The 18,881-nt window shown below is 66.2% G+C and carries 1 protein-coding gene; it reads left to right on the forward strand.

Annotation, left to right across the window (positions count from 1 at the left end; translation table 11 throughout):
- The first annotated feature begins 114 nt into the window (after positions 1–114).
- Positions 115–18,489: an amino acid adenylation domain-containing protein gene (locus tag OK015_RS08610; RefSeq protein WP_442791223.1), complete on the forward strand. Its 18,375-nt coding sequence runs from the start codon at positions 115–117 to the stop codon at positions 18,487–18,489.
- Positions 18,490–18,881: the final 392 nt, after the last annotated feature.

The raw sequence follows: 18,881 nt of genomic DNA on the forward strand, positions 1-18,881 counted from the left end.
AACGCGCGCAGCACTGGCGGATTTGGTCGGGCTCGCCTGTGACACAAGCCAACTCAACGATGCCAACGTTCCGGGCGCCAGCATCCCGGCCTAACCAGAGAGTTCGTCGTCGTCATGCTCAACTACGGTACGCAACCAGACAAGCTGGGGCCGTTGACGGCCGCGCAGTGGTCGATATGGGCGGCGCAGCAACTCCTGCCCGACGTGCCGTACAACTTTGCCGGCTTTCTCGCACTCGATCACGATGTCGACGCCGAGAAGCTCTTCGCCGCATGCGAATCGGCGGCCACCCGGTTCGGCTCACCGTGCGCACGGATATCCATCGATGATGGCGAACCGGTCTACGTGGTCGATCGTGCGCTCCCGCAAACCCTGGAGTGTGTCGACCTGCGTGCCGAGGCTGACCCGGTGGCCGCCGCGCGCAGCTGGATGGACAATGACTACCGGCAACCCGTTGATCTGCTCCACGACCGTCTGATAAACATTGCGCTGCTACGGATTACCGACGTTTTGTCGTACTTCTACTTGCGGACGCACCATGTTCTTCTAGACGGGTACGCGACCAACAGTTTCCTCCAGCACGTTGCGGACGTCTATTCCGGATCGCCCGCCGACACGGGTGAAATCGACTTCTCCGGGTTCGCGGCGATCCGTGACGCGGATCAGAAGTATCTGCAGTCGTCCCGCAGCGCTGCCGACGCCGAGTACTGGAAGACCGTCGTGCGCGGGCCACTGGAACTGACCGACCTGGCGGGCACGCAGCGATGGGTGGCGCCGCGCCATCCGCTGGTGCGCGAAGTGGTGTGCCCGCAGCTATTGGCGGAGGACGGGCACGACTTGTTCGACATCGCCAGGGTCATCGCAACCCTGGCGGTCTTCATTTCGAAAACAACTGGACGCCAGGATGTCTCGTTGTCGCTACCGGTTTCGGCGCGCACCACCGCGGCGCTGAAGCGATCCGCGGGCATGGTGTCGAATCTCGTGCCACTCCTGATCCGTGTCGAAGACGGGGACACCATCGGCGCCGTGACCGATCGGGTCGCCCAGGCCGTGGTCGGTGCGTTGCGGCACCAACAATTCCGGCGCTGGCCGGACCTGGTAGCCGACGCGAACCGGCCAGACATGAACGTCGAGTTCGGCCAGACCATCAACATTTTCGCCTTCGTGGCCCCGCTTCGGTTCGGGCCTTCGGAGGCAATCTGCAATGTCTTGACCACCTTCCCCATTCAAGACATCACCATCAATATCTATCCGCGGCTGGGTGACACCTCACCGCGAATTCAGTTCGGGTGGAATCCGGATCGCTACACCGTCGACGAGATCGCCAGGCACATCACCCGTCTGGAATTGCTGTTCGACCGCCTTTTGGTGGCGGATGCGTCGGCGGTGGTTGACGACGTGTCGCTGCTGGACCACGGCGAGCGTGATCTGGTGTTGTCCAGGTGGGCCGGCGCCGGTGTGGGCGCACCGGTGGGGGTGGCGCCTCAGTTGTTGGCCGCGGCGGTGGCCGCCGACCCCGACAGGACTGCGGTCGTCGACGGTGCCCGAAGCCTGTCGTATCGCGAGATTGATGAGTCGTCGACGCGGTTGGCTCGGCTGCTGATCGAAGCCGGTGTGGGCCCGGAGCGCGCGGTGGGCGTCGCGATGGACCGATCTGCCGAATTGGTGGTGGCGTGGTGGGCGGTGCTCAAGGCCGGCGGGGTGTACGTACCGCTGGATCGAGCTCATCCGGTTGAGCGGATCGCCACGATGTTGGACACCGTGGGAGCGGTCTGCGTGTTGACCAGTGGGCGCGACACCGTGGCCGGGGTCGGGGCGCGCCCGGTGGTGGACGTCGACGGTCTGGATCTGTCCGGGCGGAGCGCGGAGCCGATTACCGATGCCGACCGGGTGGCTCCGCTGGGGGTGGGCAACACCGCCCATGTGATCTTCACGTCGGGGTCCACCGGCGCCCCCAAAGGGGTGGCGGTCGACCACGCCGGCCTGCTGAGCGTCGCCGCGCTGCACAACGTCTTGGGGTTGGGCGAACAAACGCGGCTGCTGATGGAAGCCTCGCCCACCTTCGATGTCTCCGTCGGCGAGTGGTTGCTGGCGGTCGGTTCGCGGGCGGCGCTGGTCGTCGTGCCGCCGGACGCCTATGCCGGGGAGGCATTGACCGCCTTGCTGCAGGAGCAGCGGGTCAACGCGGCGGTGTTGACCCCTGCGGTGCTCTCGTCGCTGGATCGGACCCGGCTGGACGGGTTACGCGCCCTGATCACCACCGGGGAGGCCTGCCCGGCGGAGTTGGCATCCGCGTGGGCGCCGGGCCGGCGGATGTTCAACGCCTACGGCCCCACCGAGACCACCATCTGGGCCACGTGCAGCGCGCCGCTGTCGGCGGGACAGCCGGTCAGCATCGGCTCACCGATCCCTGGGCTGTGTGCGTTGGTGCTCGACGCGCGGCTGGACCCGGCGCCCGTCGGAGTGGTGGGCGAGCTGTATCTGGCCGGGCTCGCACTGGCGCGCGGCTACGTGGGCCGGGCCGACTTGACTGCGGAACGGTTCGTGGCCAACCCCTACGGCGGCGCGGGGGCACGGATGTACCGCACCGGAGACCTGGTGTGCTGGGGCGCTGATGGGCAACTGCGCTACCTCGGGCGGGCCGACGGACAGGTCAAAATCCGCGGCCATCGCATCGAACCCGGTGAGGTACAAGCCGCCCTGGCCGCGCTCGAGGGCGTCAACGCAGCGGTGGTGACCACCCGCGAGGACCGCCCCGGCGACAAACGTCTGGTGGGCTATATCACCGGCACCGCTGATCCCGCCCAGACCCGCACCCAGCTCGGTGATCGACTGCCGGCCTACATGGTCCCGTCCGCGGTGGTGGTCATCGATGCCCTGCCGTTAACGGCGAACGGCAAACTCGACATCAACGCCCTGCCCGCGCCCGAATACCGGGATGCCGATCGCTACCGCGCGCCATCCAGCCTCGTCGAAGAGATGCTGGCCGGGATTTATGCCCAGGTTTTGGGGTTGGAGCGGGTCGGGGTCGACGACTCATTCTTTGAGCTGGGCGGCGACAGCATTATGTCGATGCAGGTGGTGGCCCGGGCACGGGCGGCTGGTGTGCTGTGTCGCCCACGCGACATCTTCGTCGAGCAGACCGTGGCCCGGCTGGCCGGAGTGGCGACCATTACCACCGGCGTTGACGACCTTGTCGACGAGGGCACCGGGCCGGTGGTCGCGACCCCGATCATGCGGTGGCTGCACAGCGTCAATGGCCCCGTCGATGAGTTCAACCAGACAGTGGTGGTGGACGCTCCGGCGGGCGTGACCGAGGCCGACGTGGTGGTGGTGTTGCAGGCATTGCTGGATCGGCATGCCATGTTGCGCCTGTGCGTGGATGACGACGGGGCCGGGGGCTGGTCGCTGCAGGTGCCCGAGCCCGGTGCAGCGGACGCGCGTGGGTGCCTGCAGTCGGTGAACGCGCTGTCCGACGCGGCGCTGATCGAGGCACGTTCACGGCTGAACCCGGCCGCCGGAGTGATGCTCAGTGCGCTTTGGGCTGCCACGACCGGCCAGCTGGTGTTGATCGTTCATCATCTGGCCGTCGACGGGGTGTCGTGGCGGGTGTTGATCGAGGACCTCAACATCGCCTGGGCCCAGCATCACAACGGGCAGCCGGTGGCGCTGCCCGTCGGCGGGACCTCGTTTGCCCGCTGGGCGACGCTACTGGCCGAGCAGGCACGTACCGCGGCGGTGGCCGAGCACGCCGAGGCGTGGCGGCAGGTGCTGGCGACGCCGGCCTTGCTGCCGGCGGTGCGCGCCGCCGAGGACACCTTCGCCAGCGCCGGAAACATGTCGGCGTCGTTGGACGTCGAGACCACCCGGACGCTGCTGGGCGAGGTGCCCGCGGCGTTCCACGCCGGGGTGGGCGACATTCTGCTGATCGCGTTCGGATTGGCCGTCGCGCAGTTGTTGGACAACGCCGGGGCGCCGATCGGCATCGACGTGGAAGGCCATGGGCGCCAAGAGGAGCTGGGCGCCCACGTGGACCTCTCGCGCACGGTCGGGTGGTTTACCGCCAAGTATCCGGTGGCGTTGAGCGTCGGCGGGTTGGACTGGTCGCAGGTGGTAGCCGGCGATGTCGCGCTGGGCGCGGTGATCAAAGACGCCAAGGAACAGCTTCGCGCCCTGCCCGACGGCCTGACCTATGGGTTGTTGCGATATTCGAACGGTGAGCGCAACCTGGGCGGAGCGGACCCGGTACTCGGGTTCAACTACCTAGGGCGGGTGGGCGGCACCGCCGACCTGTCCGATCAGGTGTGGCGACCCAGCACCGAGGGCTTGTCGGCCACCGCCGTGACGACCGCGGTGCCGATGCCGCTGTCCCACACCGTGGCGCTCAACGCCGGCACCCTCGACACCGAGGCCGGACCGCACCTGCACGCCAACTGGACATGGGCACCCTCGGCGATGGATCACGCCCAAGTCAACCGGCTCAGCCAGTTGTGGTTCCAGGCCCTGGCCGGTATCTGCGCCCACGTGCGCCGCGGCGGAGGCGGCCTGACCCCGTCGGATATCGTTCCCGCCCGTCTGACCCAGCAGCAGATCGACGACCTCGAGCAGCGCCACCGCATTGCAGACGTCTTGCCGTTGACCCCGCTGCAGCAGGGGCTGCTCTTCCACGCCGCCACCGCGCGGAGCAGCGATGTCGATCTGTACGCGATTCAGCTGGACATCACTGTCACCGGGCCGCTCGACCCACATCGGCTGCGCGAGGCCGTGCGTACCGTGGTCACGCGGCATCCCAACCTGGCCGCGCGATTTGCAGATCAGTTCGCCGAGCCGGTGCAGATCGTCCCCGCCGATCCCGCGGTGCCGTGGCAATATGTCGAACTCGACGCCGGCGATGCCGATGAGCAGGTCCGGCGATTGTGTGCGGCCGAACGAGCCGCGGTCTGCGACCTGGCCAACCCGCCGCTCTTTCGGGCGGCGTTGATCCGCACCGCGCACAACCACTACCGGTTCGTGCTCACCAATCACCACATCGTGCTCGATGGTTCGTCACTGCCGATCCTGCTGCAGGAGATATTTGCCGGCTATGGCGGGCAGCGGCTACCCCCCGCGGTGCCGTATCGCCGGTTTGTGAGCTGGCTGGCCGCCCAGGACCTCGATGCCGCCCAGGCGGCCTGGCGGGAGGTGCTGGCCGGCTTCGACACGCCCACGCTGGTGGGCTCCCCGCAGCGGCTGGGGCTGGGGCAGCAAAGTGTGGAATCGCTTCGGCTGCCTCAGGAGACCACGCGTGCCCTGGACCAGCTGGCCCGTGCCCACCAGACCACGGTCAATACCGTGTTGCAGGCCGGCTGGGCGCAGCTGCTGATGTGGCTGACCGGCCAGCGTGATGTGGTCTTCGGCGCCGCGGTCTCCGGACGGCCCGCCGAGCTGGCCGGGGCCGAATCGATGGTGGGCCTGTTGATCAACACGGTGCCGGTGCGGGCGCGCATCACCGCGACAACCACCACCGCGGACCTGCTCGACCAGTTGCACAGTGCCTACAAGCTCACGATGGAACACCAAAACCTGGCGCTGACCGAGATCCACCACCTCACGGGTCATGACCAGCTGTTCGACACCTTGTTCGTCTACGAGAACTACCCGATCGACAGCGCGGCATCGGCGTTCCTCGGCGAGTTGGCCATCACCGATTTCACCAGCCGGGAATGCACCCACTACCCGTTGACCATTCAGGCCGTCCCGGGCGCCGCACTCGGGCTGCGCATCGAATACGACTCCGACGTCTTCAATGCGCGAAGTATCGAGTCGTTGATCGAGCGGTTGCGCCGGCTATTGGTGGCGATGACTGCCGATCCCACCCGGCGGTTGTCATCGATGGATGTGCTCGACGACGGTGAGCACGCCCGCCTCGATGAGATCGGTAACCGGGCGATGCTGGCCCAGCCGATGAGTGGGGTGTCGATTCCCGAGTTGTTCGCGGCTCAGGTGGCTCGCACCCCGCAGGCGGTGGCAATCAGCTGCGGGGAGGTGTCGTGCACCTACCGTGAGCTGGAGGCGGCCGCTAACCGGTTGGCGCACTTGCTGATCGGTGCGGGCGCTGGCCCGGGGCAGTGTGTGGCGGTGCTGTTTGGGCGGTCGGCGGAGGCGATCATCGCGATTTTGGCGGTGCTGAAGACGGGGGCCGCGTATCTGCCGATGGACCCGGCGGTGCCGGATGCCCGGATTGAGTTCATGATCGGGGACGCTCGCCCGGTCGCGGCCGTCACCACCGCGGGGCTGGCTTCCCGCTTTGATGGGCACGGGCTACGGGTCGTCGATGTGAGTGACCCCGCGGTGCAGGCCCAGCCCAGCACCGCATTAGCGATGCCGGGTGCAGAGGACATCGCCCACATCATCTACACCTCGGGCACCACCGGTGTGCCCAAAGGCGTTGCCACGACCCACCACAACGTGACCCAGCTGTTGGGGTCACTGCACGTCGGCCTGCCGTCGGGACCCGGACATGCGTGGTCGCAGTGGTATTCCTATGCCTTCGACGCCTCGGTGGAAGAAATCTGGGGTGCGTTGTTGCACGGGGCCCGGCTGGTGGTGGTGCCCGAGTCGGTGGCCGCCGTGCCGGAAGACTTCCAGGCCTTGCTGGTTACCGAACAGGTCAGCGTCCTCCATCAGACGCCCTCCGCGGTGTCGGCGTTATCTCCTGACGTTTTGGGATCGGCGGCGTTGGTGGTCGCCGCTGAGGCCTGCTCGGCCGAGCTGGTGGATCGGTGGGCGCCCGGGCGGGTGATGACCAACGCTTATGGCCCGACCGAGACGACGATGTGTGTGGCGGTCAGTCCGCCGCTGACCGCGGGGTCGGGGACACCGCCGATCGGTGCGCCGGTGCCCGGCGCGGCGTTTTTTGTGCTCGATACGTGGTTGCGGCCGGTACCGCAGGGCGTGGCTGGTGAGTTGTACGTGGCGGGCCACGGCGTCGGGGTCGGTTATGTGCGGCGGGCGGGATTGACCGCGTCGCGGTTTGTGGCGTGTCCGTTCGCTTCTGGGGTGCGGATGTATCGCACCGGGGATCTGGTGCGTTGGCTTTCCGATGGGCAGCTGCAGTACTTGGGCCGAGCGGATGAGCAGGTCAAGATCCGCGGATATCGCATCGAACTCGGCGAAATCCAAGCCGCACTAGCCAGTTTGGATGGCGTGGATCAGGCGGTGGTGATCGTCCGCGTGGATCGTCCCGGCGACAAGCGTCTGGTGGGCTACGTCACCGAATCGGTGACCGGGGCGATCGAGCCGGTGACCGCGCGCGCGAGGCTGGCCGAGCGGTTGCCCGCCTATATGGTGCCGGCAGCAGTGGTGGTGGTGCAGGCGTTGCCGTTGACGGTCAACGGCAAACTGGACACCCGCGCCCTGCCCGCTCCCGAATATGCCGGTACGCAGTACCGCGCCCCGGCCGACGCCGTGGAAGAGATCCTGGCCGGTATCTATGCGCAAGTGCTCGGGCTGGAACGAGTCGGGGTCGATGACTCCTTCTTCGACCTGGGTGGGGATTCGTTGTCGGCGATGCGCCTGATCGCCGCGATCAATGCGGGCCTTGGTGCTGATCTTCGGGTACGCACCGTGTTCGAGGCACCCACGGTGGCGCGGTTGGCGCCTCGTATCGGAGTAGGTGGGGGTGGGCGGGAGCCGTTGGTGGCCGTTCCGCGGCCTGCGGTGGTCCCGTTGTCGTTTGCCCAGAACCGGTTGTGGTTTTTGGCCCAATTACAGGGCCCGTCACCGATTTACAACATGGCGGTGGCGTTGCGGCTGGGCGGGCGACTGGACGCTACCGCGCTGGGTGCAGCGCTGGCCGATGTGGTGGGCCGCCACGAATCGTTGCGCACCGTGTTTCCCCACAATGACGGTGTGCCCTTCCAACAGGTGGTGGCGCCCGAGCGGGCCGACTTCGGTTGGGATGTGGTCGACGCGACCGCTTGGCCGGCGTCCCAGCTGGTCGAAGCGATCGGCGCCGCGGCACGCTACCCGTTCGACCTGACCACCCAAATACCTTTGCGGGCATGGCTTTTCGCCGTATCCGAGGATGAGCACGTCTTGGTGGCCGTCGTGCACCATATCGCCGCCGACGGCTGGTCGATCACCCCGCTGGTGCGTGATCTTGCGGTGGCCTATGCCAGCCGGTGTGGCGGGCAGGCACCCGGGTGGGCGCCGTTAGCGGTGCAATATGCCGATTACTCGCTGTGGCAGCGCGCCCAATTCGGTGATTTCGAAGACAGCCAGAGCCCCATCGCAATCCAGCTGGCCTATTGGCAGCGGGCGCTGGCCGGGATGCCCGAGCGGCTGGCGCTGCCCACCGATCGGCCCTACCCTCCGGTGGCCGATCATCGCGGCGCCAGTGTGGCCGTGCAATGGCCGGCCGAGTTGCAGCAACGGGTGCGCGCGGTGGCGCGGGAGCATGACGCGACCAGCTTCATGGTGATGCAGGCGGCCCTCGCGGTGCTGCTGTCAAAGCTGTGCGCGAGCAGTGATGTGGCGGTGGGGTTCCCGGTCGCGGGACGGCGTGATGCCGCGCTGGATGAGCTGGTGGGCTTTTTCGTCAACACGTTGGTGTTGCGGGTCGAGCTGGCCGGCGATCCCACCGTGGCGCAGGTATTGGCCCAGGTGCGTCAGCGCAGCCTGGCCGCGTTCGAACACCAGGATGTGTCCTTCGATGCGTTGGTGGAGCGGCTCAACCCCACCCGATCGTTGAGTCATCATCCGCTCGTGCAGGTCTCGCTGGCGTGGCAGAACCTTCCGGGGCAGCACACCGACCCCGCGGCCGGGCTGGCGTTGGCTGATCTGCAGATCAGCCAGATGCCCCTGGACACCCACACCGCACGAATGGACCTGACCATTTCCCTGGCCGAACGCTGGGGGCAGGCCGGAGAGCCCGCCGGAATCTCCGGTGAGGTGGAATTCCGTACCGACGTCTTCGACGCGGAAAGCATTGCGACACTGGTCGAGCGGCTAGAACGAGTGGTGGTGGCGATGACCGCTGACCCGACCCGCCGGCTGTCGTCGGTGGATGTCCTCGATGTCGATGAACGCGACCGGTTGGATGAGATGGGCAACCGGACCGTGTTGAGCCAGCCCGTCGACGGCGTGTCGATACCGGAACTGTTTGCCGCACAAGTGGTTCGCACACCCGAGGCGGTGGCGATCAGCTCCGCGGGCCAAGCGATGACGTATCGGGAGCTGGAGGAGGCCGCCAATAGGCTGGCGCACCAGTTGGTCGGTATCGGAGTGGGCCCGGGTCAGTCTGTGGCAGTGCTGTTTTCGCGCTCGGCGAAGGCGATCGTAGCGATTTCGGCAGTTTTGAAGACCGGGGCGGCGTACCTGCCGATCGACCCGGCGGTGCCGGATGCCCGGATTGAGTTCATGTTCAACGATGCAGCGCCTATCGCCGCGGTCACCACCGCTGAGCTGGCTGGGCGCCTGGATGGGTATGGGATACGGGTTGTCGACGTCGACGATCCCGTCGTCGATGCTCAGCCCAGTGTCGGGCTACCTGCGCCGGCAGCCGAGGAGATCGCGCACATCATTTACACCTCGGGTACCACCGGCGTGCCTAAAGGCGTTGCGGTCACTCACCACAACGTCACCCAGCTGATGGCGGGACTCGATGCCGGCCTGACGGCACCGGGACCGACGAAGGTGTCGATGCAATGGCATTCCTATGCCTTCGACGCCTCGGTCCGTGAGATCTGGGGTGCGTTGTTGCATGGCGGTCGGCTGGTGGTGGTCCCCGAGTCGATAGCCCGCTCTCCAGAAGACTTGCATGCCTTGGTGATTGCCGAACAAGTCAACGTCTTAAGCCAGACCCCTTCTGCGGCAGCGTTATTGCCTCCGGAAGGCCTGGAGTCGGTGGCGCTGGTGGTGGGCGGTGAGGCTTGCTCGGTCGAGCTGGTGGATCGGTGGGCGCTGGGGCGCGTGATGACCAACGCTTACGGCCCGACCGAGACCACGATTGACGTAACGATCAGCGCGCCACTGCAGGCGGGGACCGGTGTGGTGCCGATCGGTGCGCCGGTGGCCGGGGCGGCGTTGTTTGTGCTCGATGGCTGGCTGCGGCCGGTGCCGGTCGGAGTGGTCGGGGAGTTGTATGTCGCCGGTCGCGGGCTCGGGGTCGGGTATCTGCGCCGGTCTCCGTTGACGGCGTCGCGGTTTGTGGCGTGTCCGTTCGCTTCTGGGGTGCGGATGTATCGAACCGGGGATCTGGTCCGCTGGGGAGCTGACGGGCAGCTGCACTACGTGGGCCGTGCCGACGAGCAGGTGAAGATCCGCGGGTATCGCATCGAACTGGGCGAAATCCGCACCGCACTGAGCGATATAGACGGGGTTGAGACCGCGGCGGTAATCGCCCGCGAGGATCGCCCCGGCGAGAAGCGCCTGGTCGGCTACATCAGCGGCACCGCGGAGCCCGCGACGGCACGCGCTGAACTGGCCGCGCATTTGCCCGACTACATGGTGCCCGCCGCGATCGTGGTGGTCGACGCGCTGCCGTTGACGTTCAGCGGCAAACTCGACACCCGCGCCCTGCCGGCGCCGGACTTCCAAGATGCCGATCGCTACCGCGCACCGGCCAACGCCATCGAGGAAATCGTGGCCGGGATCTATGCGCAAGTGCTCGGGCTGGAACGAGTCGGGGTCGACGACTCCTTCTTCGACCTGGGTGGGGATTCGTTGTCGGCGATGCGCCTGATCGCCGCGATTAACGCGGGCCTGGCCGCCGACCTGGGAGTGCGTGCGGTGTTCGAAGCGCCCACGGTGGCCCGGTTGGCGCCCCGCATCGGTGCCGATGGGGATGGGCCCGGGCTGCAGCGATTGGTGCCCGGGCCGCGGCCGGCGATGGTGCCGTTGTCGTTTGCGCAAAGCCGGTTGTGGTTCTTGGGCCAATTGCAAGGTCCCTCACCGATTTACAACATGGCGGTGGCGTTGCGGCTGGGTGGGCGGCTGGATACCGCCGCACTGGGTGCGGCGCTGGGCGATGTGGTGAGCCGTCATGAATCGCTGCGCACGATATTTCTTGACGTTGACGGTGTGCCCTTCCAGCAAGTGGTCGCCTCCGAGCGGGCCGACTTCGGCTGGGATGTGGTCGACGCGACGGCATGGTCGACGGCCCGGTTGGGTGAGGAGATCGGCGCCGCGGCACGCCACGCGTTCAACCTGTCCACGGAGATCCCATTGCGTGCAAAGCTTTTCACCATCGCTGATGACGAGCATGTGTTGGTGGCGGCGCTGCATCATATCGCCGCCGATGGCTGGTCGATCACTCCGCTGGTGCGGGATCTGGGGGTGGCCTATGCCAGCCGGTGTGCGGGCGAGGCCCCCGGCTGGCCCGAACTGGCGGTGCAGTACGCCGATTACACACTGTGGCAGCGGGCCCAGTTCGGTGATCTCGAAGACAGTCAGAGCCCCATCGCTATCCAGCTGGCCTATTGGCAGCGGGCACTGACCGGGATGCCCGAGCGGCTGGCGCTGCCGACGGATCGTCCTTATCCGCCAGTGGCCGATTACCGCGGCGCCAGTGTGGCCGTGCAATGGCCGGCCGAGTTGCAGCAGCGGGTGCGCGGTGCAGCTCGGGACAACGACGCGACCACTTTCATGGTGATGCAGGCCGCGCTGGCGGTGCTGTTATCGAAGCTCAGCGCCAATAGCGATGTGGCAGTTGGGTTCCCGATCGCCGGACGGCGTGATGCCGCGCTGGACGAATTGGTGGGCTTTTTTGTCAACACGCTGGTATTGCGGGTTGAGTTGGCCGATGACCCCACCGTGGCGCAGCTGTTGGCGCAGGTGCGTCAGCGCAGCCTGGCCGCCTACGAGCACCAGGATGTGCCTTTCGAGGTGTTGGTGGAGCGGCTCAATCCCGCCCGATCGCTGGCTCATCACCCGTTGATCCAGGTGATGCTGGCCTGGCAGAACGTTCCCGGGCAGCACAACGACCCCGCCGCCGACATGTCCCTGGGTGATCTGCAGATCACGCAAATGCCGCTAGATACCCACACCGCGCGATTGGACCTGACCTTTTCGCTGGCCGAACGTTGGACCGAGGTCGGTGAACCGGCCGGGATTTCCGGGACGGTGGAATTCCGCACCGACGTGTTCGACACCGCGAGCATCGAGACACTGATCGCGCGGTTCGAGCGGGTATTGGCGGCCGTGACGGCCGATCCCACGCGGCGGGTGTCGTCGATCGATGTGCTCGACGAGCCCGAGCACGCGCGCCTGGATGAGATCGGTAATCGAGCGGTGTTGGCGCGGCCCGTCGTCGGGGTGTCAATTCCGGAACTGTTTGCCGCGCAGGTGGCGCGTGCGCCTGAGGCGGTGGCGATCAGTTGTGCGGGCCGCTCGATGACCTACCGCGAGGTCGATCTCGCCGCGAACCGGTTGGCGCGGATCCTCATTGGGCACGGCGCGGGCGCGGGCCAATCTGTAGCACTGCTGTTTTCGCGCTCGGCTGAGGCAATCATCGCGATTTTGGGTGTGCTCAAGAGCGGGGCGGCTTACCTGCCGATCGATCCGGCGGTGCCCGACGCCCGGATCGGATTCATGCTCAGCGATGCCGCGCCGATCGCCGCGATCACCACCGCCGAGTGGCGATCGCGGCTGGACGGGCACGAGCTGGTGGTCATCGACGTCGATGATCCGGGTATCGATGCTCAGCTCGGCGTCGCGCCGCCGGTGCCCGGACCAGGCGATATCGCCTACGTCATCTACACCTCGGGGACCACGGGTATCCCGAAGGGGGTGGCCGTCACCCACCACAACGTCACTCAACTGATGGCGTCGTTGGAGCCGGGTTTGGCAGCACCGACGCAGGTGTGGTCACAGTGGCATTCGTACAGTTTTGACATCTCGGGGTGGGAGATCTTCGGTGCCCTGCTGCATGGCGGCCGGTTGGTGGTGGTGCCCGAGTCGGTAGCTGGCTCGGCCTCGGATTTCCACGCGTTACTGATCTCCGAAAAAGTCAGTGTCCTCAGCCAAACTCCTTCTGGGGCGGGGATGCTCTCGCCCGAGGGTTTGGAGTCGGTGGCCTTGCTGGTGGGCGGCGAGGCTTGCCCGGCCGAGTTAGTGGATCGGTGGGCGCCCGGGCGGGTGATGATCAACGAATACGGTCCGACCGAGACCACGATGTGGGTGGCGACTAGTCTGCCGCTCAAGGCGGGGTCAGGTGTGGTGCCGATCGGTTCTCCGTTGCCGGGGTCGGCGTTGTTTGTGCTCGATGGGTGGTTGCGGCCGGTGCCGACGGGGGTGGTCGGGGAGTTGTATGTCGCCGGCCGTGGCCTCGGTGTCGGTTACGTGCGCCGGTCCGGTTTGACGGCGTCGCGGTTTGTGGCGTGTCCGTTCGCTTCTGGGGTGCGGATGTATCGCACCGGGGATTTGGTGTGTTGGGGTGCTGATGGGCAACTGCAGTACTTCGGCCGTGCCGACGAGCAGGTCAAGATCCACGGGTATCGCATCGAACTCGGTGAAATCCGCACGGCGCTAGCCGGTTTGGAGGGTGTCGAGGCCGCGGCGGTGATCGCCCGTGAGGACCGCCCCGGCGACAAGCGCCTGGTGGGTTACATCACCGGCACCGCCGACCCCGCAACGTCACGCGCCGAGCTGGCCGAGCGCTTGCCGGCGTATATGGTTCCGGCCGCGGTCATGGTGGTCGAGGCGTTGCCGTTGACGGTCAACGGCAAACTCGACACCCGCGCCCTGCCGGTGCCCGAATACACCGGGAGTGAGTATCGCGCCCCGGCTACCGCGGTCGAAGAAATTCTGGCCGGCATCTACGCACAGATCCTCGGAGTCGAACGGGTCGGAGTCGATGACTCCTTCTTCGACTTGGGTGGGGATTCGCTGTCGGCGATGCGCCTGATCGCGGCGATCAACAAATCGCTGGATACACATCGGACGGTGCGCGCTCTTTTCGACGCACCCACGATTGCCCAACTAGCGCCCCGCCTCCATGCGGATGAGGCTCGCCTGGAGCCATTGGTGGCCGGGCCGCGGCCCGCGATGGTGCCGTTGTCGTTCGCTCAGAACCGGTTGTGGTTTCTTGACCAATTCCAGGGGCCCTCACCGGTTTACAACATGGCGGTGGCGTTGCGGCTGCGCGGACGGCTGGATGCCGACGCGCTGGGTGCCGCGCTCACCGATCTGGTGGGCCGCCACGAATCGCTGCGCACCATATTTCCTCACGTCGACGGTGTGCCGTACCAGCAGGTGATGGCGCCCGAACAGGCAAGTTTCGGTTGGGATGTGGTCGACGCGACGCAATGGCCGGCGGCCCGGCTGGACGAGGCCATCGACGCCACCGCGCGTCACACATTCGACCTGGCGGCAGAAATACCCTTGCGGGCAAGGCTTTTCACTGTCGCCGACGACGAGCATGTGTTGGTGGCGGCCGTGCACCATATCGCCGCCGATGGCTGGTCGATCACCCCGCTGATGCGTGATCTGGGGGTGGCCTACGGCAGCCGCTGTGTTGGGCAGACACCGGGCTGGGCGCCGTTGGCGGTGCAGTATGCCGACTACACCTTGTGGCAGCGCGCCCAGTTCGGGGATCTCGAGGACAGTCACAGTCCCATCGCGGTCCAGCTGGACTATTGGCAGCAGGCGCTGGCCGGGATGCCCGAGCGGCTGGCGCTGCCGACGGATCGGCCCTCCCCGCAGGTGGTTGATTACCGCGGCGCCAGTGTGGTTGTCGAATGGCCGCCGGAGTTGCAGCAGCGGGTGCGGGCGGTCGCACGTGAGCACGGCGTGACCAGCTTCATGGTGATGCAGGCTGCCCTTGCGGTGCTGCTGTCGAAGATGAGCGCCAGCCCGGACGTACCAATGGGATTCGCGGTCGCCGGGCGCGGTGACCCCACGCTTGACGAATTGGTGGGTTTCTTCATCAACACCTTGGTACTGCGGGTGGCGGTCGACGGCGATGCCACCGTCACCGAGCTGCTGGCCCAAGTCCGGGCGCGCAGTCTCGAGGCTTTCGAACACCAAGACGTACCCTTTGAGGTGCTGGTGGAGCGGCTCAACCCCATCCGGACCCTGAGCCACCACCCGCTGGTCCAGGTGGCGCTGGCCTGGCAAAACCTTCCCGGGCAGCACGGCGATCCCGCCGTCGAACTGGCGTTGGGTGATCTGCAGATCACGCAGATGCCGCTCGACAACCCCACTGCGAAAATGGATTTGACATTCGCCCTGGCAGAACGCTGGACTCAGGCCGGAGAGCCCGCCGGAATCGGCGGGGCGGTGGAATTCCGCACCGCCCTGTTCGACCCCGAAAGCGTCGAGGCGCTGATCGACCGACTCGAGCGGGTATTGGTAGCGATGACCTCCGATCCGAGTCGGCGAGTGTCGTCGATCGACGTGCTCGACGAGGTCGAACACGTGCGGCTCGACCAACTCGGTAATCGGGCGGTGTTGGCCCAGAGCGTGATTGGAGCGTCAATACCGGAACTGTTCGCTGCGCAGGTGGCGCGTACGCCGGAGGCGGCGGCCATCAGCTGCGCGGGCCACACGATGACCTATCGCGAGCTGGATCTCGCCGCTAATCGGTTGGCGCAGTTGCTGATTGGTTATGGTGCGGGCCCGGGCCAGTGCGTGGCGGTACTCTTTACCCGGTCGGCTGAAGCGATCATCGCGATTTTGGGGGTGCTCAAGAGCGGGGCGGCCTACCTGCCGATCGATCCGGCGGTGCCCGACTCAAGGATCGAGTTCATGATCGGCGATGCCGCGCCGATCGCCGCGGTGAGCAACGCCGAGCTGTCGGGCCGGCTCGACGGGTACGCGTTGGTGGTCATCGATGTCGGTGATCCGGTTGTAGGGGCCCAATCCAGCGCCGCGCCGCCCGCGCCCGCCGGCGACGACATCGCCCACATCGTGTACACCTCGGGCACGACCGGCCTGCCCAAAGGCGTTGCCACCAGCCATCACAATGTGACCCAGCTGCTGGGGCCGCTGCATTTGGGGTTGCCTTCCGGACCTGGACAGGTGTGGTCGCAGTGGTATTCCTATGCCTTTGACGCCTCGGTAGAAGAGATCTGGGGTGCGCTGCTGCACGGGTCGCGGTTGGTGATCGTGCCCGAGTCGGTGGCGGCGTTGCCCGAGGCCTTTCAGGCGCTGCTCGTTGCCGAGCGGGTCAGCGTGCTGCACCAGACCCCGTCGGCGTTGGCGGCGCTGTCTTTTGAGGGTTTGGAGTCGGCGGCGTTGGTGGTGGCCGCTGAGCCGTGCGCGGTGGAGTTGGTCGATCGGTGGGCGCCGGGGCGGGTGATGACCAACGCCTACGGGCCCACGGAGACCACGTTGTGTGTGACGGTCAGCGTGCCACTGGAAGCCGGCGCCGATGTGGTGCCCATCGGTGTGCCGATCAGTGGTGCGGCGTTGTTTGTGCTCGATGGGTGGTTGCGGCCGGTGCCGGCGGGGGTGGTCGGGGAGTTGTATGTGGCCGGTCATGGCGTGGGGGCGGGGTATCTGGGTCGTTCGGGTTTGACGGCGTCGCGGTTTGTGGCGTGTCCGTTCGCTTCTGGGGTGCGGATGTATCGCACCGGGGATTTGGTGTGTTGGGGTGCTGATGGGCAACTGCAGTACTTCGGCCGTGCCGACGAGCAGGTCAAGATCCGCGGGTATCGCATCGAACTCGGTGAAATCCGCACGGCGTTGGCCGCACTCGACGGGGTTGACGCCGCGGCGGTGATCGCCCGTGAGGACCGCCCCGGGGACAAGCGCCTGGTGGGTTACATCACCGGCACCGCCGACCCCGCAACGTCACGCGCCGAGCTGGCCGAGCGCCTGCCCGCGTATATGGTTCCGGCCGCGGTCATGGTGGTCGAGGCGTTGCCGTTGACGATCAACGGCAAACTCGACACCCGCGCCCTGCCGGTGCCCGAATACACCGGGAGTGAGTATCGCGCTGCGGGCAACGCCATCGAAGAAATCCTGGCCGCTAGCTATGCCCAAGTGCTCGGGCTGGAACGGGTCGGAGTCGATGACTCCTTCTTCGACCTGGGCGGGAATTCGCTGTCGGCGATGCGCCTGATCGCGGCGATCAACAAATCGCTGAACACCCAACTGACGGTGCGTGCCCTATTCGACGCACCCACGGTCACCAGCCTGAGTGAGCAGGTGGACAGACATACCGGCGACCCGCGCTTTGTCGCCGTGCACGGGCATGACGCGAACACGGTGCGTGCCAGTGACCTCACGTTGGACAAGTTCCTCGACGCTGCGACGCTGACCGCGGCACCGACGCTGCCCGGTCCCAGCGCCGAGACACGCACCGTCCTGCTGACCGGGGCGACCGGCTTCCTCGGGCGTTACCTGGTCCTGGAGTGGCTGCGCCGCATGGAGCTCACAGACGGCACGTTGATCTGTTTGGTACGGGCCAATTCCGACGAGGACGCGCGGGCGCGTTTGGATAGGATCTTCGACAGCGGCGACCCAGAACTGTTGCGCCACTATGGGGAACTGGCCGCGGACCATCTGCAGGTCATCGCCGGCGACAAGGGTGAAGCGAATCTGGGCCTGGACCAGCAACGCTGGCAGACACTGGCCGACACCGTCGATCTGATCGTCGATTCGGCAGCCCTGGTCAACAGCGTCTTGCCCTATAGCGAGCTGTTCGTGCCCAACGTCGCGGGCACCGCTGAGCTGATCCGGATCGCGCTGACCACCAAGCTGAAATCCTATGCGTACGTGTCGACTGCCAACGTAGGTGATCAGGTCGAGCCGTCGGCGTTCACCGAGGATGCCGACATCCGCGTAGCCAGTCCGAGTCGTGTCAACGATGGCAGTTACGTCAACGGCTACGGCAATAGCAAGTGGGCCGGCGAAGTATTGCTGCGCGAAGCAAACGACTTGTGCGGTCTGCCGGTTGGAGTGTTTCGCTGCGACATGATCCTGGCGGACACCAGCTTTCGGGGTCAGCTGAACCTATCCGACATGTTCACCCGGATGGTGCTTAGCCTGCTGACCAGTGGTGTTGCGCCAAGTTCGTTCTACCGGCTCGACGCAGAGGGAAACCGGCAGCGTGCGCACTTTGACGCACTGCCCGTCGAGTTCGTCGCGGAGGCGATCGCCACGCTGGGCGCCGAGGTGGTCGACGGGTTTGCCACCTACCACGTGATGAACCCCCATGACGATGGCATCGGGTTCGACGAATTCGTCGACTGGGTGATCGAAGCCGGCTACCCGATTCGGCGCATCGATGATTTCGGGGAGTGGTTGGAACGGTTTGAGACCGCCCTAGCTGCCCTGCCCGATCGCCAGCGCCAGCACACGGTACTGCAGATATTGCAGTTGCGGCTGCACAGCCCAACGCACGTGGAACCTTTCGAACCGACGCACGGGTCCTACGGGCCGACCGACCGATTCCGCGTTGCTGTCCAGGGAGCGAAAATCGGGCCCGACAACGACATCCCACACATCTCGGCGCCGATCATCCTCAAATACGTCACCGACCTACAGCTGATCGGACTGCTCTAGCCATTCGAGAACCGGCGTCTCGCGGTCCTTCCGCTGGCCACACACGCCGTCGTAGGCTGTGGCAGGACTACCTCTTCCGCCCATGGCGCGGCTTCGCCGGAGGGTGCTGCTGCAACCGCCCGACCGGGGAGTTGATCCGCGCCTGCGGATTTGCTGTCACGGCCGACGATGTCGTGTGGCGAGGCATGCCGCCCATCGTCCGTCCGCTCATCGTGGGGCGGGCAACTCGGTAGTCGCTTTGACTATCCGCGTTTTCACAGCATTCCCTTGACTTCGCCGCCTGATTTGGCTCGCTACGATCAAGTGAACTCGCTACCATCAAGTGAACCTGCCGACAATCGTCGGCAGTTGCTCCGTAAAACATCATGATATCGCTGCCGTATGTTCTTACC

The organism is Mycobacterium sp. Aquia_216, from assembly GCF_026723865.1.
Lineage (GTDB): Bacteria > Actinomycetota > Actinomycetes > Mycobacteriales > Mycobacteriaceae > Mycobacterium.